The 23,233-nt window shown below is 47.2% G+C and carries 18 protein-coding genes; 2 read left to right on the forward strand and 16 right to left on the reverse strand.

Features of this window, described 5'->3' with window-relative positions:
- Positions 1–49 precede the first annotated feature (49 nt).
- Genes AC58QO_RS30030 through AC58QO_RS30075 form a run of 10 tightly spaced genes read right to left on the reverse strand, consistent with a single transcriptional unit; the run spans position 50 to position 13,372 of the window.
- Entirely contained in the window at positions 50–922 is an 873-nt protein-coding gene (locus AC58QO_RS30030) for a hypothetical protein (protein WP_497272095.1), read from the reverse strand.
- 35 nt (positions 923–957) lie between these two features.
- Complete coding sequence (locus AC58QO_RS30035) at positions 958–2,244, reverse strand: copper amine oxidase N-terminal domain-containing protein (protein WP_497272097.1); 1,287 nt, start codon at positions 2,242–2,244, stop codon at positions 958–960.
- A complete protein-coding gene (gene glmM, locus AC58QO_RS30040; RefSeq protein ID WP_497272099.1) occupies positions 2,225–3,583 on the reverse strand; it encodes a phosphoglucosamine mutase in 1,359 nt (452 codons plus the stop codon). The genes AC58QO_RS30035 and glmM overlap by 20 nt, the downstream gene beginning before the upstream one ends.
- Positions 3,584–3,607: 24 nt before the next feature.
- The gene (locus tag AC58QO_RS30045; protein WP_497272101.1) at positions 3,608–4,369 is read right to left on the reverse strand and encodes an NTP transferase domain-containing protein; all 762 of its coding nucleotides are present in this window, start codon (positions 4,367–4,369) and stop codon (positions 3,608–3,610) included.
- Between the two features lie 28 nt (positions 4,370–4,397).
- Positions 4,398–6,227, reverse strand: a complete 1,830-nt coding sequence (gene glmS, locus AC58QO_RS30050) for a glutamine--fructose-6-phosphate transaminase (isomerizing) (RefSeq protein ID WP_497272102.1) — start codon at positions 6,225–6,227, stop codon at positions 4,398–4,400.
- Between the two features lie 32 nt (positions 6,228–6,259).
- Entirely contained in the window at positions 6,260–7,615 is a 1,356-nt protein-coding gene (locus AC58QO_RS30055; protein ID WP_497272104.1) for a nucleotide sugar dehydrogenase, read from the reverse strand.
- Between the two features lie 32 nt (positions 7,616–7,647).
- On the reverse strand, positions 7,648–8,463 hold the full coding sequence (locus tag AC58QO_RS30060) for a response regulator transcription factor (RefSeq protein ID WP_497272106.1): 816 nt from the start codon (positions 8,461–8,463) through the stop codon (positions 7,648–7,650).
- Positions 8,464–8,481: 18 nt separating this feature from the next.
- On the reverse strand, positions 8,482–9,930 hold the full coding sequence (locus AC58QO_RS30065; protein ID WP_497272108.1) for a glycosyltransferase family 2 protein: 1,449 nt from the start codon (positions 9,928–9,930) through the stop codon (positions 8,482–8,484).
- 15 nt (positions 9,931–9,945) lie between these two features.
- On the reverse strand, positions 9,946–11,115 hold the full coding sequence (locus tag AC58QO_RS30070; protein ID WP_497272110.1) for a HEAT repeat domain-containing protein: 1,170 nt from the start codon (positions 11,113–11,115) through the stop codon (positions 9,946–9,948).
- A 19-nt stretch (positions 11,116–11,134) separates the two neighbouring features.
- Positions 11,135–13,372: a hypothetical protein gene (locus AC58QO_RS30075; protein ID WP_497272112.1), complete on the reverse strand. Its 2,238-nt coding sequence runs from the start codon at positions 13,370–13,372 to the stop codon at positions 11,135–11,137.
- Positions 13,373–14,251: 879 nt separating this feature from the next.
- Between AC58QO_RS30075 and AC58QO_RS30080 the strand changes: the two genes are divergently transcribed.
- Together AC58QO_RS30080 and AC58QO_RS30085 are read left to right on the forward strand one after the other, a co-directional pair.
- Positions 14,252–14,467, forward strand: coding sequence for a helix-turn-helix domain-containing protein (locus AC58QO_RS30080; protein ID WP_497272114.1), 216 nt, complete (start codon positions 14,252–14,254; stop codon positions 14,465–14,467).
- Between the two features lie 132 nt (positions 14,468–14,599).
- Positions 14,600–14,998, forward strand: coding sequence for a (deoxy)nucleoside triphosphate pyrophosphohydrolase (locus AC58QO_RS30085; protein ID WP_497272116.1), 399 nt, complete (start codon positions 14,600–14,602; stop codon positions 14,996–14,998).
- A gap of 36 nt (positions 14,999–15,034) precedes the next feature.
- On the opposite strand, the gene AC58QO_RS30090 is transcribed toward AC58QO_RS30085, so the two are convergent.
- From AC58QO_RS30090 to AC58QO_RS30115, 6 genes are all read right to left on the reverse strand, one after another.
- On the reverse strand, positions 15,035–17,848 hold the full coding sequence (locus AC58QO_RS30090) for a DEAD/DEAH box helicase (protein ID WP_497272118.1): 2,814 nt from the start codon (positions 17,846–17,848) through the stop codon (positions 15,035–15,037).
- 346 nt (positions 17,849–18,194) lie between these two features.
- On the reverse strand, positions 18,195–18,677 hold the full coding sequence (locus AC58QO_RS30095) for a hypothetical protein (RefSeq protein ID WP_497272120.1): 483 nt from the start codon (positions 18,675–18,677) through the stop codon (positions 18,195–18,197).
- 29 nt (positions 18,678–18,706) lie between these two features.
- Positions 18,707–19,525 (reverse strand): ParA family protein, encoded by an 819-nt coding sequence (locus AC58QO_RS30100; protein ID WP_497272122.1) that lies wholly within the window; start codon positions 19,523–19,525, stop codon positions 18,707–18,709.
- A gap of 299 nt (positions 19,526–19,824) precedes the next feature.
- The gene (gene rlmD / locus AC58QO_RS30105; RefSeq protein WP_497272198.1) at positions 19,825–21,237 is read right to left on the reverse strand and encodes a 23S rRNA (uracil(1939)-C(5))-methyltransferase RlmD; all 1,413 of its coding nucleotides are present in this window, start codon (positions 21,235–21,237) and stop codon (positions 19,825–19,827) included.
- A 216-nt stretch (positions 21,238–21,453) separates the two neighbouring features.
- A complete protein-coding gene (locus AC58QO_RS30110) occupies positions 21,454–22,383 on the reverse strand; it encodes a diacylglycerol kinase (RefSeq protein ID WP_497272200.1) in 930 nt (309 codons plus the stop codon).
- A 72-nt stretch (positions 22,384–22,455) separates the two neighbouring features.
- Positions 22,456–23,217 carry a sirohydrochlorin chelatase gene (locus AC58QO_RS30115; RefSeq protein WP_497272124.1) on the reverse strand — a complete coding sequence of 254 codons (762 nt, stop codon included), beginning with the start codon at positions 23,215–23,217 and terminating at the stop codon, positions 22,456–22,458.
- Between the last annotated feature and the right edge of the window lie 16 nt (positions 23,218–23,233).

Consider the following 23,233-nt stretch of genomic DNA (forward strand, 5'->3'; position numbering starts at 1 on the left):
GGGTACCCAAAAAAGCCCTCTATGAAATAGAGGACTTAAAGGAGTTATTTTACCACGAAGATAGTGCCGCCCTTTTCCATGTATTGGGTGCCACACACACATAGACATACCCATCATCCCACGCCATCTCCCCCACTTCTCCGGGGGCTGTAGCCGATGCTGGCGTCATCGATTTTCGGATGCGGATGCTGTCATCGCTAACGTCAAGCTTGGTCTTGGCATCCGAGTTTCCAATGCCGATATTGCCGCTGCTGCGATTGATGGTTAACGGATTGTCCAGTGCTTTACCGTCATCCGAATAACGGATAATTTGCAGATTAGAGCCGGCATTTCCTCCTGTTTCCTCAGAGGTATCTGCACGCATCGCCCAGCGAGGTGTCGTCACGTTCCCATCATCCGCTTTGGCCCAAGTCAGATCACGATTGACGCCACCGGTTCCGGCAATTCTCAAAATCCCATCCATCACATTGAAATTAGAGGAATGCGTCCGAATTTCAGCCACATCCTGGTCGAACGGAATTTCCAGACGCGTAAACAGCTCATTCGCGTTTTTGCCGTCAGGTGCCATTGTTGTTTCAAACGACATATGATTATGATCGTGCTGCTCCGGGTTATTCGCTTTGGCATGTGCGATGATAGCCGCCTTGTCCTTTCCCTTCTCATCCAGCCAAGCGATGGCCGGCTTCGCTCGGTCTTTCGTCCACTGCAGCCGAATGAGATCCGACAAGTGGCCTTCCGAGGAGATCCACTGCTTATCGGTAGAGAGATGAATCCGATCATTATGAGGGACCTCAAGGCCTCCCCCCGATAAAGACGATTCCTGAAAGGCTACGGTCTTCTCATTGCCGCCTGCGAAGGCCATCCCTGAGACACCGAGAGCCGCACCAGCCAACAGAGAGATCATTAAACCCGTTTTTTTCATTTTGCATCCTCCTCCTTCTAGTTCATCGAACCCGCTCAGCGATTAGCGTTCAATAGTTCGACCCATCTCACATAATCATGGATAGCGATGCCGATATAGCTCGGATAAGGGGAGAGGCTTTCCTTGACCTGTTGCAATTCCGACTCCATTAGCGAAGAACTCGACTTATAAAAGGTCGTGTAATCGGCTTCCTTACTGGGCAACGTATCCACTGCAATAACCGCCTGTTTCTTCAGCGTAGCTGCTTCTAAAATGATGGATTTGGCTGTGGCAATGATGCCGTTGCTGCCGAGTGCCGTATTACGATAAGCCATAATGACAACACTATCCGCCTTCTCTAACAGCCAAGCGCTAAAGGAATAGCTGGATCCCGGTACGGTAAGGCTGTTTATCCAAAATGGAATATCGAAGGCCATCGTCATGCTGCGATCCGTGCTTTTCACTTCCGATTCAATGAATCGGATCGTAGCCATCCACTGCTCAAGCACCCAAGTCTGATTGGTCTTCCACATGCCCAAGGTGTAAGGTTCAATATCGAAATGGAAGCCTTGGAAGCGTTCCAGCGCACCTACCGAAGCGTTATATTGCGTAACCGCTGCAATCCATTGCCGGATATAGATATGATTATTGTCATAGATCCAATCCGATTGGCCGGCCAGCGCCTCAACCTTGATGCCCAGATCATTCGCTCTGCGGATGAAATTCCGATAAACGTCCTGACCCGGGTACGTTTTTTCATAGCGTAGATAGATGACAGTTAGTTTTTGATTCGCCGCAAACTGGAGGATGCGGTCACCGTCTGTCTCAATCAGCTTGCTGTCCCAGATCCAAGTGGACCTTTGCGCTTTGTCCGCCGAAGTGATCAATACCAAATTGCGTTCTCCCACCCAATCGACATCGGCCCCGAGGCTCTCACTAACCGCTCTCAGCGGAACCATGGTTCGGTCATTTTTCAGGACAGCCGGAGAGTCTAATTCGATTTGCTTATCGTCAACCGAAATTACATTTTGACCAATGGTCAATAACGCTGTTGCATGCTGACTGCGAAAGGTTACCTGTTCCAAGGAACGATTCCATGTCACTTCAGCACCCAGTTTTTCGGCAATTTCTCTTACCGGCACCATCGTACTACCCGTCTGTTCATCGATGTATGGCTGGACATCCGTAAAGGCTATCTTTTCCCCGTTGACCGCCACCCCAAGCTCAGTGTTAAGAGAGTACACGGGGAAAAATAAAGGGATATTTGTTAAAATCTGCATAAAAATTAAGCATACAATCGTCTTTCTCATTGGGATCAGCAGATTAAACCAGGCTATATTCAAGCTCTTCCTTTACCACCTCTACAATGCCATCAACATAACCGGACAACTCCCTTTCATCCGGCCCTTCCGCCATCACACGCACGAGTGATTCCGTGCCCGAAGGCCGCACCAATACACGACCGCGCCCTGCCATCTCACTTTCTACCTGACGGATTACCGCATCGATTCGGTGATTGCCTTCTAGCTTGTATTTATGGATTACTCGTACATTAACCATCAGCTGAGGGTATTTGACGACAGGGGATACGAGCTCGGACAAAGGCTTTCCTTCCTGAAGCATGACCTGCAGCAGTTGAATGGCCGATAGCAGGCCATCCCCTGTAGTTGAATGATCCAGTAAAATGATATGTCCAGAAGACTCACCACCCAAGTTGTAGCCGCCATTCTGCATGGCTTCCATGACATGCCGGTCTCCGACTTTGCTTTTTAACGAGTCGAGACCGATGGATTGCAGTGCTTGATGAAAGCCGAGGTTGCTCATGACAGTAGAAACGACGGTGTTGTGACTCAGCCGTCCCTGCTTGGCGAGATGAGCGGCAAGGATATAGAGGATGTGATCCCCGTCCAAAATCTCGCCCCGTTCATCAACCGCAATCAGCCGGTCTGCATCACCGTCGAACGCAAGTCCCCCATGGGCCCCATGTTCCAGCACAGCCTTACGCAAATGCTCCGGATGCGTTGAGCCGCAATCCTGATTAATATTTAAACCGTCCGGCTGATGATACAGTAGAATGGTCTCCGCACCCAATTCGGCGAATAACTGCGGAGCTAGCAAGGAAGCCGCCCCGTTCGCACAATCGAGCACGATCTTGCAGCCTAACAGCGTTGCCGCAGCCGTCGACTTCAAGTAGCTCAAATAGTCTAGCGAGCCCTGCGGATCATCACGCAGAGTACCAATCCCCGCCCCCGTAGGGCGGGAAGTTCGATGCTCGTCACCTTGCAGGCGGCTCTCTACTTCCGCTTCCCACGCATCCGGCATTTTGAAGCCGTCCCTGCCAAAAAATTTAATCCCGTTATCCTCCACCGGATTATGCGATGCGGAGATCATCCCCCCTGCATCCATGCCTGAGTGCCGTGTGACATAAGCCACCCCCGGCGTCGGTAGTACGCCCAGCCTTACGGCATCCGCCCCGGCCGATAGTAACCCGGCAGCCAATGCTGCTTCTAGCATGTGTCCGGAGATACGGGTATCCCGTCCGATGACAACGGTGGGCCGTTTACTTTCACAGCTGCGCGACAGCATGTAGCCAACAATAAGCCCTAATTCAAAAGCCAACTCTGGCGTTAACTCGCGATTGGCGACCCCTCTGACGCCATCTGTACCGAAAATAGCTTCCATATCAACTCTCCTCCCAATAACTTGTTAGGCAAAAATCCCCATGTGCTCATAAAAGGCTCGATTCGCCTCCTCCAATTGCTCAGGGGTGTTAATCCCCATCACCTCTGTCGGATCGTCGAGGATTATCGCCTCGAATTTCTTCTGACCACCGGAAATACCGGTCTGTCGCATGACCCTCACGATATCGGTCAAGTAGTACTCCTGCTGTGCATTGTCATTGGTAATGCCAGGTAGTGCTTGAAACAAGCTTTCATTATCGAAACAGAAAATCCCCGTGTTAATTTCGTTAATCTCTTTCTGCTCGGGCGTTGCGTCCTTCTCTTCAATGATATCGACAACCTCGCCGCTTGCAGGATTTCGGATAATTCTTCCATAGCCGGTTGGATTGGAAACGATCGCGGTCAACACCACACCAGCACTGGTGTTTGCCCGCTGGGCCGCCAGCAGCCGTTCGATGGTGGATTGCCTGATGAGCGGCGTATCTGCCGTAAGCACCAAGGTTGATCCGCTGCGGTTACTGAGCAGACGCTCCGTCTGATGAACGGCGTGTGCCGTTCCAAGCTGATTCTCCTGCTGGACGTAGGTAACCCGCGTTCCCAAGCACTTCTTCACCAGCTCTCCCCGATGCCCGATCACGGCCACAATCCGAGTGATCGGCATCGCTTCCAGCTTGCCCACCAAACGGGCGATCATCGGTACGCCTCCAACGGGATGCAGCACTTTGGGCAGCTCCGACTTCATCCGTGTGCCTTTCCCTGCCGCTAACAGAATAGCGAATGCTTCCATGTGGTACAGCTCCTCTCCGTATGGTTGGTTATTCAACCGTCACACTTTTGGCCAAATTACGCGGTTTATCTATATCGTTCTCCAGAGCCAGGGAGGCGTAATAGGAGATTAACTGAAGCGGCACGACGGCCAATATCGGTGCCAGGAGCTGGTGAGATGGCGGGATGAAACAGATTTCATCAACCGCGTTGAGCAGACCGACATTGCCTTCCACCGTTATCCCCATGACATATGCTCCACGAGCTTTGACTTCTTTAATGTTGCTAACTGTTTTTTCATACAGATCCATCTGTGTAGCCAGCGCAATTACCGGCGTATCCTTCTCAATCAAAGCCAATGTGCCGTGCTTTAGCTCTCCGGCTGCATATGCTTCCGAGTGAATATACGAGATTTCCTTCAATTTGAGAGAGCCTTCCAGCACAACAGCGTAGTCCAAGCCCCTGCCGATAAAGAATAGGCTGTCGGCATCCTTGATTGATTCCGCATACAGCTTCACTTCGTTGGCGTTTTCCAGCACCTTCTCCACCTGAACGGGAAGTGCCTTCAAGCCTTGGACCAGCTCCGAATGAAGCTCGGTAGACAGCGTCTGTCTTTCCTTGGCCAAGTAAATGCTGAACAAATAAAAGGCGAGCAGCTGTGCGGTATATGCTTTCGTCGATGCCACGGCAATTTCCGGGCCAGCCTTCGTTGCGATGACATAGTCCGCATCACGCGCCACAGAACTGGTTGGCACATTCGTAATGGCCAATACTTTAGCGCCTTGCCTTCTGCTCTCTTGCAGAGCAGCAAGTGTATCCGCTGTTTCCCCAGATTGGCTCACCACGATGACGAGCGTTCGGTCCGTGATGATCGGGTCACGATATCTGAATTCTGATGCGATATCGCACTGCACCGAGATTCGCGTTAGCTTCTCAAGGACCGTGCTGCCGACCAATCCGGCATGATAGGCGGTGCCGCAAGCCACAATAAAGATTTTATCCACATGTTGAAACGCGCCTGCTGCGTGCGATAATTCTGGGAAAATCACTTCGTTCAGGTCGTTGATACGCCCGAGCATCGTATTGCGCAGCGTTAATGGCTGTTCGTGAATCTCCTTCAGCATGAAGTGCTCAAACGGCCCCTTCTCCACCTGATCTGCGCTCCAATCAATATGCAGTAGCTTACACGCCGCCGGCTCCCCTGTCTCGACCTTCATGATGGAGATACCCTCGTGTGTAAGGATGGCCAGATCGCCATCCTCCAAAATATAGACCTCACGGGTATGCTCAATAAGAGCGGAGATGTCCGAAGCCATGAAGTATTCTCCCTGACCCGCACCAATCACAAGCGGACTCGATTGTCTGACCGCGACAAGCTTATCCGGCTCATACTCCGTCATGACACCAAGGGAATAAGACCCCTGCAGTCTCTGAATAACCGCAAGCATGGCGGTGAAGAGGTCCCCTTCATAATGCTCGGCAAGCAAGTGAGCAATAACCTCGGTGTCGGTCTCGGAAGCAAAGGTGACGCCATTTTGCTCCAGCTCAATTTTCAGCTCCATGTAGTTTTCCACGATGCCGTTATGCACGACAGTGAATTTGCCCGACATATCCGTATGTGGATGGGAGTTGACATCCGACGGTCTGCCGTGCGTAGCCCATCGCGTATGCCCGATGCCAATCGATCCTTTCAACGGCTGCTTTTCCAGCTGAACCGATAAGTTCGCCAGACGTCCTTCCGCCTTGCTAATCTTGACCTGATCCTGCACGAGTACAGCGATCCCCGCAGAATCATACCCTCTGTACTCCAGCTTGCTTAATCCGTTCAGCAGAATCGGCTGTACATCTCGCCTTCCAATATATCCTACAATGCCACACATCGTTGTTTTCTCCTCTCTCTTCTAGGATGCGTTTAAACGCCTACAGCGAGCCTCACTTCTCGCTTGCGAATACCCGTCCCCAATCTATAAATGTTGTCCCCTTGAATATCGACAAAAGCGTTGCGCGTATCGATAATTGGCACGCCTAGCTCCGCGAGTTCACGGTTGTTGAAGCAGCGGTGATTCGTAATCAGCACCATGCCGTCATATTCGGCAAAAGCGGACAGATCGTATTTCACAGATTGTACCGTATCACCATCTTTATCGAGGAAGGAAACGGCATGTGGATCATAATAGTCCACATGAGCTCCGCTCTCCCGAAGAAGCTCGTACAGCTCCAGCCCCGGGGATTCACGGAGATCATCCACATCTGGCTTATACGCCATACCTAGAATAAGAATCTTCGAATTGCGGATCGATTTCGCATACATATTGAGAATCTGCGAAGCTTTATACCGGACATACTCCGGCATATTATCATTGATGGATTGCGCCAGCTCGATAAACTTGCTGTAGAAGCGGAATTCCTTCGCTTTCCACGATAAATACATCGGATCGAGCGGAATGCAGTGACCGCCGATGCCAGGTCCTGGATGGAACGGCATAAAGCCAAACGGCTTCGTTGACGCAGCCTTAATGACCTCCCAGACGTCAATGTCCATTTTGTCGCACATCATGGCCATTTCGTTAATGAACGCAATGTTAATGCTGCGAAACGTATTCTCAAGCAGCTTGGACATCTCCGCTACTTTCGGCGAGGAGACAGGTACGACGTCCTTCACGACATGGCTATATAAGGTTACGCCGAGGTCGATGCACGCTTCCGTCGTACCACCGATAACCTTGGGCGTATTAAAGGTGTTGAATTTGGGATTACCCGGATCGACCCGCTCCGGCGAGAAGCAGAGGAAGAAATCCTTGCCTACCTTGAGTCCTTGCGCTTCCAGCTCGAACTGGATGAGCTCCTCCGTCGTTCCCGGATAGGTGGTGCTCTCCAGGATGATCAAAGCTCCGCGCTTGAGATTTTTCTTGATTTCCCGGACTACACTCTGAATATAAGAGGTATCTGGATCTTGGTTTTCACTGAGTGGCGTCGGTACACAGATGCTGATCGCATCCAGCCTTTGAACCGTGTGGTAGTCGTCGGTCGGAATAAATCGGCCGGACTCGATCGCTTTCGCCACTTCCTCGTTCGGAACGTCTTGAATATACGATTGGCCGCTTTGAAGTGACTCAACCTTCCGGAAATCGAGATCGATGCCGTATACCGTAAACCCGCCCTTCGCCATCTCCATGCAGAGAGGCAGCCCTACATAGCCGAGACCGATGACCCCGATTTCGGCCGTTTTTGTCTGAAATTTATATTTTAATTGGTTAAATGCGTTCATTATGATTCCACCCTCTCAAGTTTTCTCGTTTATTAGCTCAGACGGGAACTGAGTTTTTTGATTCTCCACTCCAGCTCCGAAATGGAGAAGGGCTTCGTCACATAATCAGATGCGCCCAATTCAAAGGCACGGTCCATACTTTTCGGCAGTTGCTTATCCGTAAGAACGATGACTTGTCCTTCGTCGGCATAATTCCTCTTGATTTTGTCGATCAACTGGTACCCGTCAAGAATCGGAAGGTTCAGCTCCGTGATCACCAAGTTCGGCATTGTTTTCTCAAATTTCTCAAGCGCTTCACTGCCGTCCTTGGCCTCTTCTACCTTGTAGCCGTTGATCTCAAGCCGCAGCTTGACGAACTCTCTGCTCACCTCGTCCGGATCGGCGATGAGAATTGATGTAATGCCCTGCTGAACCCCATGATTCATGAACAAGTGAATATCTCTGCTCTCCCCTTTTCCATGCAGCGTCGTCTGGAGCATCTGTGACATCGACTGTTCCGTCAGCTCCCCACTCTCTGGGAAACTGGCGACGACCGTCTGACCTTCGAGCAAATCTTGCTGGTCCAGGAACTCTTTGAGCACGAGCGATGCGTAGTGGGTATTGATAAGTTTTTGCCCAGACAGAACGATTCCGAGAAGGCCGCTTGGATCCAGGTAGAAGCAATGAAGGGCTGCCTCCGGCTCAAAGCCGCTCACATAGGTCTGCATTTGTTCCAGCACCTTCTGGCTTACCGCTGCGCATGGCGCAAGGATCATCCCGCATGGAGCACCCTTTTCATAGGAAGCCTGAACTTTTTCTGCTAATTGCAACATTGCTTCTTGAATCGGATCATGAACTAGTACCGCCATCTTCTCCACTCCTCTTATCTATTTATTAAAATTGGTGCGGACCATCGTTCCCCACGAGTTGTTATTACGCAGGAATTGGACATGTCCGTTTAACCTCCACCAAACACCAATTTGCCGATAACCTGCAAACATCAAGAGCGAATATAAGATCATTTTGTTCAGGTCACGCAGCTTGGGATATCGGCTGAAGGCCGTTTCTTCAATAAACAAGGCCCCCAGGCTTAAGGCAAAGCAGGAAAATAAATTGACTAACGAAAAGATAACAACGGTGTACCAGTCCGTCATATTCAGCATCCAGTAACCCAATATAGCCAACAGGCCGCTGAGGCGGAAATACGGATTCAGTGTTTCAAACACAATGTTATAGGGAAGTGTCAGCAGCCCAAATATTTTGTATTTCGGGCGCAGCACCATGTGAATACCTTCTTCAATCATATTTTTCAGATTTCCCCGCCCCCAGCGCTTGCGCTGACTGCTCAAGATTCGGTACGAATCAGGGGCTTGTGTCCAACAAACGGCATCCGGGCAAAACGCTACCCGGTATGGAATTTTATTGTCCAAGCAGTAACGGTGAAGCTTAATGACAATGTTCATATCTTCACCAGGGTAGCCCCCACGGTAACCGCCGACTGCGATGATCTTTTCCTTTTGAAACACACCAAAAGCACCCGAGATAATAATGAGACCATTGACCGCACTCCAACCGATTCTGCCCCCGAGGAAGGCTTTCGTATATTCAACGTGTTGCAGTGCCGGCAGCAGCTTACGAGGAAATTGAACATCCTTCACAATGCCATCTTCCACCGTGCAGCTGTTGACGATTCGAACATTGCCCCCAACGGCGACCGTCTCCTCGGGGTTCTCCATGTAGACCCGGGCAATCCGCGTTAAGGCATCCTTTTCAAGCAAAGAGTCTGCATCAATCGTGGAGATCAACGCATAGTGGGAAAGGTTGATGCCTGCGTTTAGCGAATCGGCCTTCCCTCCATTTACTTTATCTATAAAAAATAGATTGGGATACTCGGAATTATGATAAACCCCTCTGATTTTTCCGGTCTTAATGCTGCTGGAGAGCACCGGATGAATGAGCTCCAGATTGAATTCTTCAAGCATGCACTTCAAGGTCCCATCCTGTGAACCGTCATTGACGACGATCACCTCATATTCCGCATAATTGAGCGCCAGCAGCGACCTTACGTTCTCAATAATCGTTAACTCCTCGTTGTAGGCCGGTACCAACAGGGAAACTGGCGGGAGCTGGCTGGAACTGGATAGCTTATTGATCCGATTGTACTGAATTCCCCGCTTGATCGAGAAAATATGCCGAATCGAAAATCCGAAGATGAAATAATAGAGCAGTGTGACGAGAACTACATAAAAGAGCGCGGCGTAGCTGTAATAGAGCAAAAACTCCCTTAACCCTTTCAAGAATGAATCCAAAACCACTTGATATCCAAAAACCCACATGTTTACGCAACCCTCCTATACAACACGATATATACGTTTGGACCTGTTAAATACTTTGTCATAGGTGTACATGAGTAGGTTATACTGCATGAGCTTATCCCAATTGTGCAGCTGCATAGACAGATGCTTGATCTCATCATCAATCAGCTGCTGCATGAACTGCCCACGCTCCTTCCCTTGAACCGCTGCTGCACTCTCACAAAGCGCCACCATACCTGCTTCTCCCAAATGGAGCAACCCTTTGGCCGACGCGTACACGATTCGCTGATCGGCGTCGCTCAGACTGGTTTTCATCAGCTCGATGTAAGCTGTATTCTTGATGTTGGCCAAAGCCTCTATCGTCAATCGGCGAATGCCAAGATTGGGATGACTCAGCAGCTTGCTAACAACGTTTCTAGGCAGCAAACGGGAGCTTTTCAGGTACAAATCCACCGCTTTGATTTGAATGTCTTCATGCTTGGAATCCATGAGACGGTAAACCGCAGAGGCCGCTGCCGGATCGGTGTAGACATTGAGCCCAATTAGCCCAATCCGAACGTAAGCTTGATCCTGACGACTCACATAGCCCGTGTACAAGGAACCGGCATCCACTTCCGAATCGGCGATCATATCCACAATCAGCTCGTAGCATTTCTTGTTGTGCTGAAGTAGAATCTGAACCATAGCTTCGAGATCCTGCTGGCTGCGGGCACACTTGGCGACTGCTCGAGCTACCACAAACAGAGACGAATTAAGCGGATGCTCTTTTAACAGATCCAGTAGTGCTGGCACCGCCGCCTTCACCCGCATGCATCCTAAATGATACGCGGCATCCAGCTTCACCCGATAAGATCGGCTGATAAAACGTTCCATATGGTGCTGCACGAGCCCCAGATCTTCGCAAAGCTGAGCCAGTTTGTGCCGCTGTTCGCCTGAGAAGATTTCCATCATATCATTCAGCTTCTCCTGCATCGCCTCCCTTTCCACCGGGTTCATCTTCCAGGGAGGGACTCTTAACGGCTCTACCCCATCCAGATTCGCTTGCACATACGTTAGGTAATCCTTAAACTTCGTTTGGAATCGGCCGTTCAATTTTCTCCTTCTTATACTTCTTAACTTGATGGCATAAATGATGACCACACAAACTAGATTAAAAGCCAAAATGATATATAAAGCTTGTATGGCTGCATTAAGATTGGTGTACACTCTTGCACTCTCCTCTTTTTCAGCTGCCCGATGGATCTGTAGGGGTAACGGGTCCGTTGATCTTATGCAACGCCTCTTTCATGATGTAGTAGCTTTGTTTCGGCCGTTCCACGTAATTCACCTTATCTTCCCAGCCCTTCCATGTGTATAGCGGCATCGTGGACACCGGAACCAGCTGCGCCGCAGCGGTGTTATCCCGACCAACAACCCCATCATTCTTCACAATCCATGGAACAAAGCGAACGCCTTTCACGTGCGTCATTTCAAATTTATTTTTACTCGGCAGGTTGTAGTTGATAACGCTCAGCGAGCTTGGATCACTGAATCCCAGAAGCATCCACGGTATTCGCATTTCGAGCACCTGCCATTGAACTTGCCACATCGCCTTCGAATTGTATTCGGGACGCGACGGATCACTGTAGCCTCTCTCTAAAAGGCCAACCTCTACATCCCCGAAAGGGTGGTTCACACGGGAGTCGGGATATTCCAGCAGATAATTGACCGCCAGCTTCCAAGGCTTGAAAATCCCTGAGTCATCCTGCTTTTCCTTCGGATTGATGTCCGGCAGTCCGGTACGCTCATACAAGCGAGCGTGAATATCGTAATTGGAAGCGATCGTTATGCGGCTTTTATTTTCATCCGACAACTCGATTAATGTTTCCAATCCTTCATCAAGTGTCATACCGTGAAACTCTGGTCCGTGGCGATTACCACCGGGCAGCGTATCCGCCCCGAAATAGATGCTTTCCTTGGACGGGTCAAAAGGCTCAGATAGCTTGGCCTGCAAATAAAGGTAACCTTCGTCCTGCGTGGCCCAGATCTCCTCAAAGCCGGGAGCCTGCACATCGAGCTTCGTCTTATCCTTCAACTTGTTCCAATCCGAGGCGTCCCCATCGATGAAGAGTTTATTGTCTTTACTCGGGAACATCCCGAGTACCCCGAAGAACGACTCATTCGTCAGCGTGTTATACCAATACGCCCGACGATCCGCTTCATCGTAGCGCTGCGTGTTCCACGTCTTTTTGAACCATTCGTCCTGCCACGTGAACAAAATCGCTCCAGAGTAGCCAGAACCATGAATCTGCTGCAGCAAATCCACATCGATTTCTCCCTGCTCCTTCTCACTATGACCGCCTTGATCGCGGCCGAGCGTGCCCAAGTGCGCTACGCCTAAGGAAGCCGGCACACCATACTCCGTAACCATGACCGGCAGATTGGGATGCGCTTCTTTTAATTTATTCAGATACGTGTAGTAACTATCGATTTCACCATTGCTATTGGTCTTTTCCTGAAACGACTTATCAAATGCAAAGAAATCCGGGTAGTACGGATACACATGATACGAGGCAAAATAGCCCGCCTCCCAATTCGCCGCCTCAATATGCGTCGGATCGACGCTAACCAGATCCTCTTCAACCAGCGGCTCGCCCGGATGTGTGAGCGGATCCGTCGTCACCCAATTGGCGAAAGCCATCGGATGCTGCCAGCCATACTGAATTTCCGTTTGCGCTGCCGTGTCGACCATCAAAGCCAGCCACTTTTCAAAAGCGTTCGCCCCCGGCTTACTGCGGAAATATTTCCCGACATAGTCTGGGGTGTCCTTGTGCAAATCATTGGTCCCCTTCACCATCTTCGGATCCCATTCCGTCCCGACAATCCAGCCCATCAGATAAGGACCTGCATTATAGGTATAAGCACCTCCTGCTTTTCCCGAATGCGGCTCGGGCGTGAGTGTCGTCTTTCCATAGACTGCCGCAACCGCGTCTTTGATCTCTTGCTCGAATTTCTCCTTGATCTTGGGATCGAAGGCATCTTGCCCTTCAATCAATTGTTCCTCGGGACTCCAAATGCCCTGAAGAAAGAAAAGCGGATTTTCCTGATGTTTCATATTGTATTTGGAAAGCGCCTCGTAAAACTCAGGCATCATGATCGTATACACCCGGATCACATTCGCTCCCATGTCCTGGATCATGCCGAACCATCTCTCGTAGTCGTCCTCCGACACGGCCAGTTCACCGGGAAAATGTCCAGGGATCGTCGCCCCCATATTGATCCCCTTGGCAAAATAGGGCTGCCAGGCTTCATTCGTGTATTCTTCGACATTCATTCCTTGTGTCCTAAACTTCACATGTATGCCGTCAGCCAACGTCGTGCTTTCAATTCTGACCAACAACGGCCGCAGCCAGTAATAAAAAGCCCCGGCTACAATTGCGATGACAAGTCCTATCTTTATCAATAATTTCGGCCATGAGCGCATTCTATTCACCTTCGATAATTTGCTGAATTCTGCTGTCTATTGCCATGGTACGACAGGAAAGTGCAATTGTCTGTTTTCAAAGTGTTAAACATTGTGAGGAAATTAAGAGCATTGTGTTCGTTATTTGAATTGTGTTATCGGATGTTTAAAAGATTGTGACCAAATTGTTAAAAGGGGATAATTTTGTGTAAATGGGAGTGTTAGGGGGAAATGTAAGGGGTGAATTTGGCGGATGTTGGGGGAGTATGGAGAATGACAAGTTAACAGCATGGATGCGTAATGAGAGCGCTTAGTTAAAAAGCAAAGGCACCTGATTTGGGTATCAGGTGTTCTTCGAACTAATCTATTCATTTCCTCAAGAATGAGTTCAACTCCCCAAACCCGCTCCACGACAGCAATCGCAGTCTTCAGTAACATTGTCAAAATAATAAAAGTCGTTTCACCGTGTCGCCTTTCTCCCACTACATGATTTGAGGAGATTAACTGGATTGCATGGTGGTGGAGAGATCGGCTTGCAGTTGCAACCCCTGGAGCTTGTTCTCGAGGATCCCCTTCTCGAATCTGACGTGGAGCAGCCCGTGTCGAGATCCTGTGCCATCGTGTGAATCGTCGTGACGATATCCTCAGCGGTGAGGATGTGAATAGAATCGGCGTGGCTGGAGATATATTCAAGTAGGATATCGATGAAGACATTGCAGAGGGAGATTCTTTGCGTGAGTGTGGTTTCTTCGTGGATGATGGATTGGTATTGGGTTTGGATGGGGTGCATGGAATCGCCTCCGGGATAAAATGATACGTATTAGCGTACCAGTTTTAAAAATATTATATGGTACGTTATCGCGTATAGTCAACCTCCAAACAAGTGAAAGGTGATCCCCTATGGCAAAAAAAGTCGTTGTTAAAATCACGGAACTTACTCAGAAGCACAATATCTCCTTGCGTGAGCTGTCGAGATTATCGGATGTGAGACACGCCGCGCTGAGTGAGTTGGCGAACGGAAAGCGTGAGAATATTAATTTTAGTCATATAGTAAGAATTGCTGAAGCTTTGGCGATTGAGGATATACGGGAGATTGTGGATTTGGTGGAGGGGTAGATAGGAATACAAGCGAAACTGTTTAAAAACACCTTGCTCTAGTAAAACCTCATCTCCAATTCCTGAAACTTAAATGAAACTTTCCAAGAAAAGTGATATCATGTTACGGAATGTACTTATTAGGAGGCACTCATGAAGAAACTCGTAAAAGTGGTTGCTGCAATTATCGAAAATGATCAGCAAGAAATTCTATGCGCCTTAAGATCTCCCGAAATGGCAATTCCAAATATGTGGGAGTTCCCTGGTGGCAAGGTTGAAGCTGGTGAGGATCTTTACTCAGCTTTAGAAAGAGAGATCACTGAAGAACTCGAATGTAAAATTGAGACAGTTAAAGAAGTATTCAATGATAATACCCATGAGTATGAAAAATTCATTATTAATTTACTGTCAATTAAATGTAGAGTCGTAGATGGAACTCCAACACCCAGTGAGCATTCAAAGCTAATTTGGCTAAAAAGGGAGAATCTAGATTCACTCAAATGGGCTCCCGCTGACATCCCTGCAGTAGAACAATTAATAAACGAAAAGTAGTCTCTCGAAATGAGAAGACTACTTTTTTTCACTGAACTATACTTTTTTCGTAAACTCCGTAAATAAGGCTGACGGTATTTCGTTGTGCAACTCGATTTTTACTGTAATGGGTCTCTCCCCCTCATACTGGACGGTATCACCCGTTCCAATATAAATATATGGCTCACTCTGTCCATCAATCACCTTATACTTCCTTACAAATAAATGTAGCACAATACCACGAACCTTATTATCAACGATGTTTTGCCCTCTATCCGTATTCTGGGAAGTATTATTGGGTGTTTGCCACTGGAAAAAACACTCATCTATGAATTTATCATTATAATTGATACTTTCCTTAATGTCTTCCTCCTTGTGAAGATCGATAAACAAGAAGTAGCTATTACCATTTGTAAGAAGCCCAGAGCCTCTATAAGAACTATGGGTTTTACGGTAATTAGATAATAAAGCAGCGTCAACCATTTGATATTGCTCATACAGTTTAAAATGTGGAACACCAAAGAATTCTTGTTTGAATTCTTTTTCATAGCGAAAAATGCCATAATTCACAATATCCTCGATATACTTCCGGTATTCCTCATTGATTAATAAGTCTCTAAACAGCGGACTCCTAACAAGCTTTCCATCACGAAATTCAGCCAATTTAGGCTTATTCTTCAGTTGAACACTATCATAATAATCTTGATTCATGCACTCAAACGCATGCAGAATACTATCATCATCCACTTCATTAATCATTTTTAGGATCTGATGCCTTGCGATGTCGAGATTCAATTCCTCGTGATCTAATAAATATCGAATGATAACAAATTCATAGATCCTTTTTAGCGGAAGCTTGCTAGATAATTCTTTTAATGTTCCTTCAAATGTATCGTTATTCAATAATTCCTTTAAATCATCATCTCTCTCTACATTGGCCACGAATTGTAAGTAGTTTTTTTCGCGATCAATAAATTTAACAGGATCAGGTGCACCGTCAAACTTCATATAATCCATCAATAAATAAGGAATTCTCCCACTATTTAGCTTTTTAAATTCAAAGTACGCTTCCTTTAAATATTTCATTGAATTGAAGTTTTCTTTATCAATCTGCGCCAAAATTCTTTCCTGGGAGATCTTATCCATTTGGATATGGGTACATCCTGGTATATTAGCAAACCCCGTCGCAATCGCTACCTTCAAACTTTCTTTATCATAGTAACGACTTCCGTTTAGTGCGAGAGCTATTAGGAAAGTCTTATTATGGTTACCGATAAAATCAAGGACAGTTAAGAAACTTTTATCTGCATGCTTACGCAATCCTCTTCCAAGTTGCTGAATAAATACAATTGGAGAATTCGTTGGTCTCAACATAAGTACGGAATTTACCGAAGGAATGTCGACTCCTTCATTAAAAATATCAACGGTAAAGATAAATTCCAGTTCGTCATTTTCATTTTCGAGGCGATTGATAAATCGCACGCGTGTGTCTGATGAATCATCACCATCCAAGCAAACACTTTTGTATCCTCTTTTATTAAACTCACTAGTCATATAATTGGCATGCTCAACGCTCGCGCAGAAACCAAGACATTTCCTTTTCTCACCGTCATGACCATAGAAATCCATTTTTTCAATAATAAAATCGACGCGTTCATTTACTTTAAGGCGTTTTGTGATTTCAGCAATGTCGTCAATATTTACATCACTTAGATCAATGCTCTCAATATCCGTTATCCCAAAATAGTGAAATGGTATGACTAACTCATCCTCTAAAGCCTCATGTAAGCGGACTTCCAACGCAACATTATTATCAAAAAGTTCAAAAACATTTGAACCGTCACTTCGCTCTGGGGTAGCCGTCATCCCCAGGGTAAACTGTGGTTCAAAGTAATCTAAAACCGTACGATAGGTGGGACTAGTCGCATGATGAGCCTCATCAATAACTAAGTAGTCAAATTCGTCCTTATCGAATTCGTGATAACATCTAGAAATTGTTTGAATCGTAGCAAACACATAATCCACATTTTTTTGTTTGTGATTCCCTGTTAGTAAGCCAAAAGTTAAGCGCTCATTAGGGAGAAGGAACTCAAACGTTTCTTTGGCTTTTTTTAGGATCTCTTCCCTGTGTACAATGAATAGAAGTTTTTTAGGTTTTACGTTTAGTACATCAAATGCTGACATATACGTTTTCCCCGTACCTGTCGCAGCAATTACTAGCGCCTTTTTCTCCCCAAAACTCCTGATTCTTTCTAAATTTTCAGTAGCTCGTTTTTGCATTCGATTTTGTACAACATATTGTTTTTTATATTCAAATAATTGATTGTTTTTTTGCGTTCTCTTGAAGCTTTTTATAAAATCTGCGTATTTCTGGATAAATTCCTGGTCCGCTAGCGTACTCATATTCCATAGATATTCAAATTCCTTAATAACTTCTTGGATAAATCGACCATTCTCTTTTGTGATAAGTTGAACATTCCACTCAATATTACTTTTCAGGGCACTTTGGGTAATATTAGATGAACCGATAATTACCTTATAATTATCTTTGAATTCGAATATGTAAGCTTTCGTATGAAAGCCAATTTCTCTATCCGTGACAAACACCTTTAAATCAACGTTATTAAACTCTCTTATTTTTTCTAATGCCTTTGCATCTGTAAAATTAAGATAAGTTGAAGTAATAATTTTACCTTTTATCCCCTCATTCTCTGCTTCTAATAAGGGATCGAGAAGTAGTTGCAAACCACTATAATTAATAAAAGCTACGCTAAAATAAAATCGTTCACACTCTCGCATCGAACTGATTAACTCTTTTAATAAATTCCCTTTATCTGAATTAACGATTAGTTTTTCTTGTAGTGCCTCCATCTGATTTGCTCCTGCCTCAAGTTTGTTTAGTCGTCCGGTATTAGTTTAGATTTGCCTCATGTCATCTCACCACTCAACATGCAAATGCATTCTATAGTGGCAAATCTCTCGAGCCCACATATATAGAAACTTGCAAACGAAAGGCAAGCCATTTGAATCGCCTATAGCAGCATATTTCCAAACTACTAGACATAGTAAATTCGACCTTGGTTAGTAGATTCCTGCCCCGAATATTGTATGCATACGCTTCCGACCGACTGTTAAAACTTCCACGGCTGTCACCAACATCACTCCTATTCTTCGCACACAAAAGACGTGGACCAAAGTCTCACATCCCTTTTTATCATTAGTACCGTATTTCATTTCTGGAACTTACGATTGCATTTGCCATGTTTAAGAAGCTAGATACATCATCACCTGAATCTTTTAGTAGTTGTCGCTCTTTGAGTAATTCATCTTTAGGTCCAGAAGATATATAATTCATATACTTATTAACAAGTACAGCCTTTGTATTTTTGGAGGCAGTCAGCATGACTTTACGGGAAACAAAGCTCTGTAGCTCTTTTACCGTTCTGAACGCATCCTTAGACAAAAGCATTTTATGTATCTCAAAAAGGAGTTCTTGAGTCTCAGGATCTGCATGCGTATAACTTTCCGGATAAATCGAAACCGCTTCCTTTTTATTGGTAACAATTAGTTTTTCTCCAGAAATACCATCTAGCTCTTGTACTAACTTAATGATATAAATTAGATATGGCTCGGAGGTTTTTAGCGCATCAGCAACCTCTTCGAATTCCTTACCGCTATACCGCACCTTTAACTTCAGCAAATCAAGTAACAGCTCCTTAGACTGGTTCGTCATTCAATACCCACGCTCCGTAAAAACTCATCTCCTACCGCGTAAAACTCTTCCGTAATATGACTTCGCGCCCTATTATCCTTGAACATCGGCTTTCCTTCACGAATACCATTGACATACGTTTTCGATTCTCTAACTTCATTTTCGAATACATGCCAGTTATTTTCTTTAGCAAAAGCTAAAACCTCTTTCTTTGAAATACGATTTTCCGGTATATCTCCTGTCTCTACGTTATTGAAAATAATTCCGGCAACGGAAATTTTATATTCTCCCTCATTGTCCTCATTAAAATCTTCGATACTTCTTTTTAGTAACGGCAATCCTATGATTGCTAATTTCTCAGGCTTTACTGGAATAATTAACGAATCACTAGCTAAATAGCTAGCCACTGATAATATGGAGTCAGTCGGTGGACAATCAATCAAAATCAGATCGTAATTATTCTGAATCTTGGCTAAAAATCGGCGCAGTTTATGCTCCTTTGTGGTTGGATTCTTCAAAGTTTTCGATAACTCTGCTCTCGCAGGAATTAGATGTAGGAGACTGCCATCTATCCATTCTTCAACAGAATGAATAATAGTGGATGTAACTTTGCTGCTGTTTTCAAAAATGTCAACAATAGACTGTCTAGGACTTTCTAAATAATCACGATAACCGTCGCCCCCCATAAATATCTGAGTTAGATTCGACTGAGGATCAAGATCGACGACTAATACCTTATACATTTTTTTATAAGCCGTATACCAAGCAAGGTTGTAGGTCAAGGTGGTCTTACCGACTCCGCCTTTCATATTAAGCATAGAGATAACTTTAGACACTCAACCCACTCCTTCCACCTATGCACAAAATTAATTCAAACGAAATCTTTATTTATGTATGTTCAATGATACGTACGGACTTTCCCACATATGCGTCATCGATCTAATTACTCAAAAACAAATAAACAGCCCTTGGTTAGGGCTGTTTATCAAATATCCTGCAGCAGGCATTTCCTAATATGTTCCATCTGTTCAACTTTCAAAAACGTAAAAAGGACCCGAACAATTGACGTATCAAGCGTTCGGGTTCTTTTTGTTAAGTACTTAAGCAGTTTCTTTAAAACGTGCCCTACTTACGCTTATTCATCACTTCGCACAAGCAATGCTACCGACTCCACATGTACCGTATGCGGAAACATATCCACCGGCGTCACCTCCGCGACGCCGTACCCGCCATCGACCAGCACGCGCAGGTCGCGCGCGAGTGTCGATGCGCTGCACGACACATACACCACGCGCCGCGGCTGCAGCTCGAGGATGGTCGCCAACAGCGCCGGGTCGCAGCCCTTGCGCGGCGGGTCGACCACGATCACGTCAGGACGAACGCCCTGACGTGTCCACTCCGGCAGGACAACCTCGGCGGGTCCTGCCTCGAAGTGCACGTTCGTCATGCCGTTTAACTCGGCATTCTTACGTGCATCCGAGATCGCCTCTTCGACGATCTCGACGCCGTACACCTGTCCCGCGCGCTGCGCCAGGAACAGGGAGATCGTGCCGATGCCGCAATAGGCATCGACAACCGTTTCGCCGCCTGTCAAAGCGGCGTACTCCAGTGCCTTCCCGTACAAGACTTCCGTCTGGACGGGGTTCACTTGAAAGAAGGATCGCGCGGAAATGGCAAATTTCACTTCGCCGATATAGTCATAGATAACCTCGCTGCCCCAGAGGACGCGCGTCTCATCCCCAAAAATAACATTGGTCTGTCTCACATTAATGTTATGACAAATACTCTTCACCGCAGGCAGAGCCTCGCGAATGCCAGCAATCCACTCATCCGCACGCGGAATCTCCGTCCCATTGGTCACCAACACGACCATGACTTCGCCCGTGCGGAAGCCGACTTTGACGACGACATGGCGCAACAGTCCAGTCCCTGTCTCTTCACTATAAGCGCGAATCCCTAAGCGCGAGCCGATCTCTTTCACCCGTGCAACGACTTCATCGTTCGCCTGATGTTGGATCAGACAAGCCTCCATATCAATGATGCGATGGCTGCCCTGCGCATAGAATCCGCCGATGAGGCCACCCCGCTCTTCCCCAAAAGGAACCTGAGCCTTGTTCCGATATCTCCACGGATCAGTCATCCCCAACGTCGGATGAACAACAATCCCTTGACCTTGGTCTTGACCTTGCCCCGGTTCTCCCGCAACCTGCAACTTCCCAATCCGCACCAAATTATCCACGACCTGCTGCCGCTTCACCCGAAGCTGCGCCTCATAACTCAAATGCTGCAACTGACAGCCGCCACATTCATCATAAATCACACAGTCGGGAGCAATGCGATCCGGACTCACTGCAATTAGCTCCACCAAACCAGCATACCCATACTGTTTCTTCAAATGTTCGACGCGTACAAGTGCACGCTCACCCGGCAGCGCCCCCGCGACAAAAAGGGTAAAGCCGTTCACACGGCCCACCCCTTCACCATCATGGCTGATCCCAATGATCTCAGCCTCGTATTGCTGCCCGACTTGCACAGGCAAGCCTGCCATCCAAGCTGGCACTTCTTTCTTCCCTCTATTCCCTGCCGAGTTCCCTGCTCTTCCAGCGGATCCCGACCTGCCACTACCTCTATGTTTACCTGGCGCTGAGCCAGATGTACCTTTTGTTTTCATAATAACCTCACTTAATTCTAGCTAAAATTAATCATTTATCTCTTCATCGGAGCAGCGGGGTTGAGGATGAAAAGGTGGGAGAAGATTTTTTCCCTACTCATGCTCATCATGCCCATTCCCATGCCCTTTCAAATGAAACGGCGTGGTCAAAGCCTCAAGAAACTTCTTTTTATAAATCGACTGGCCTGACTCATCCACAATCACCTGCAAATGGCTCTGCAAATTCGTCATCACGCAAGGCAATGTCCCGCCAAACTCACCATCAAGGTTCAACTGAACGTAGTCAGGGGAATTAATTTCGATATGATTCGTCTGAAAATAGATCAGATTCGGATCACTCAAATGCTCGCCGCGCAGCGCCAGTGATACAATACGGATGAATTCTGCGAGATTGCATTTCTTCAAAATAATAACATCGAACATGCCATCATTAATGTTGGCTTCCGGAGCTAGCTTTTCGAAGCCACCTACAGAGTTGGTGTTGCCTACGAGGAAGAGCATGACTTCTTCATGCATCTCGCGATCGCCTGCTTTGATGTAGAGCTCAATCGGCTTCAGCCTAGGCAGCTTCTCGAGTCCCTTCATATAATAGGCCAACTGGCCGATCATGGTTTTGAGCTTGCTCGGGACTTCATACGTCAGCTCGGTCATCGAGCCGCCGCCGGCGATATTGATGAAGTAGCGATTGTTGATTTTGCCTACATCGATAGCGGTTGTATACTGCTGAATGATGAGGTCGCAGGCATATTCCAAGTTCTTGGGGATCCCCAACGCACGCGCAAAATCATTCGTCGTCCCCAGCGGCAAAATGCCGAGCGGCGGCCTGCCTTCTCTTTCGGCCATGCCGTTGACGACTTCACAGATCGTGCCATCGCCGCCCGCCGCGATAATTAAATCGAACCCACGGCGCACAGCCTCGGTCGCTGCGAGTGTGGCATCTCCTTCACCGATGGTTGCGTGAGCGGATGTTTCGAACCCGCCGCGCTCTAAGCGCTGGAGGATTTCGGGCAATCTTTTTTTCATTTCTTCCCGGCCTGAAGTCGGATTATAGATCAATCGTGCTCGTTTGACCACTCAGTTCATCCCCTGTTCACTTTATGGGAATACGGAGGCAATCTGCCCCTCAATCCATTTGGAAATTTGCGGACTTGGCAATAAGGCCCGTCCATGATATCGATATTCGAACCCTTCCAGACGGGAAGGAATCACTTTATGCGTAAAATACCCTTCACTAAGAAAAAGCGGTGCCACAATCACTGTATACGACGGCTTTTCGCGTGCCCACCATGCCATCTTCTCGGTTAATTGATCTGGCAAAAGCATGGCAATATCCGCCTCGGCGAAGCCGCCTAGCGTCTTCACCCGCTCCGCGAGCTGCTCAAGCCCTTGGTGCCACTTCTGGTGGAAGCCGTCTTCCTTACTTCCATGCCCAACTAACAGGAGTATCTCCTGACCAGGCGACTCGGAAAACTCTTTGATTTTGCCATAAAGAATAGCTGCAATATCGGGATGATCATCAATCGGCGACGTAAAATGTATTCGCGCACGAATATCCAGCAGCTCCATGTCGGTTTCAAGCGACGGCTCTGCAATGACACCTAGCGCGTAGCTGATCTCGTCAATATGTGTACTCCCAGAAGACACGAACAGCGGAACGACGATGATATCGGTGACGCCCTGCGCCTCTAAGCTGGTTATCCCATCTTGTATCAATCTACCCTCGACAAGCTCCAGATATGACGCATAAATGGGCACATTCTCAGGCATCCGAACCGCATTCACGGCATCCTCCACCAGCTGTACCCAACCCGCATCACGGGATCCATGGCTAATGATAAGCACACCATACTGACTCATTCCTTTTTTCCCCCAC

It is taken from the genome of Paenibacillus sp. J31R30 (assembly GCF_059692115.1).

What these genes read in the sequence shown, in the direction of transcription:
- AC58QO_RS30030 (WP_497272095.1), bottom strand. Translation starts at nt 922, where the DNA reads ATGAAAAAAACGGGTTTAATGATCTCTCTGTTGGCTGGTGCGGCTCTC.
- glmM (WP_497272099.1), bottom strand. Translation starts at nt 3,583, where the DNA reads ATGGAAGCTATTTTCGGTACAGATGGCGTCAGAGGGGTCGCCAATCGC.
- AC58QO_RS30045 (WP_497272101.1), bottom strand. Translation starts at nt 4,369, where the DNA reads ATGGAAGCATTCGCTATTCTGTTAGCGGCAGGGAAAGGCACACGGATG.
- glmS (WP_497272102.1), bottom strand. Translation starts at nt 6,227, where the DNA reads ATGTGTGGCATTGTAGGATATATTGGAAGGCGAGATGTACAGCCGATT.
- AC58QO_RS30055 (WP_497272104.1), bottom strand. Translation starts at nt 7,615, where the DNA reads ATGAACGCATTTAACCAATTAAAATATAAATTTCAGACAAAAACGGCC.
- AC58QO_RS30060 (WP_497272106.1), bottom strand. Translation starts at nt 8,463, where the DNA reads ATGGCGGTACTAGTTCATGATCCGATTCAAGAAGCAATGTTGCAATTA.
- AC58QO_RS30065 (WP_497272108.1), bottom strand. Translation starts at nt 9,930, where the DNA reads ATGTGGGTTTTTGGATATCAAGTGGTTTTGGATTCATTCTTGAAAGGG.
- AC58QO_RS30075 (WP_497272112.1), bottom strand. Translation starts at nt 13,372, where the DNA reads ATGCGCTCATGGCCGAAATTATTGATAAAGATAGGACTTGTCATCGCA.
- AC58QO_RS30080 (WP_497272114.1), top strand. Translation starts at nt 14,252, where the DNA reads ATGGCAAAAAAAGTCGTTGTTAAAATCACGGAACTTACTCAGAAGCAC.
- AC58QO_RS30085 (WP_497272116.1), top strand. Translation starts at nt 14,600, where the DNA reads ATGAAGAAACTCGTAAAAGTGGTTGCTGCAATTATCGAAAATGATCAG.
- AC58QO_RS30090 (WP_497272118.1), bottom strand. Translation starts at nt 17,848, where the DNA reads ATGGAGGCACTACAAGAAAAACTAATCGTTAATTCAGATAAAGGGAAT.
- rlmD (WP_497272198.1), bottom strand. Translation starts at nt 21,237, where the DNA reads ATGGCAGGCTTGCCTGTGCAAGTCGGGCAGCAATACGAGGCTGAGATC.
- AC58QO_RS30110 (WP_497272200.1), bottom strand. Translation starts at nt 22,383, where the DNA reads ATGAAAAAAAGATTGCCCGAAATCCTCCAGCGCTTAGAGCGCGGCGGG.
- AC58QO_RS30115 (WP_497272124.1), bottom strand. Translation starts at nt 23,217, where the DNA reads ATGAGTCAGTATGGTGTGCTTATCATTAGCCATGGATCCCGTGATGCG.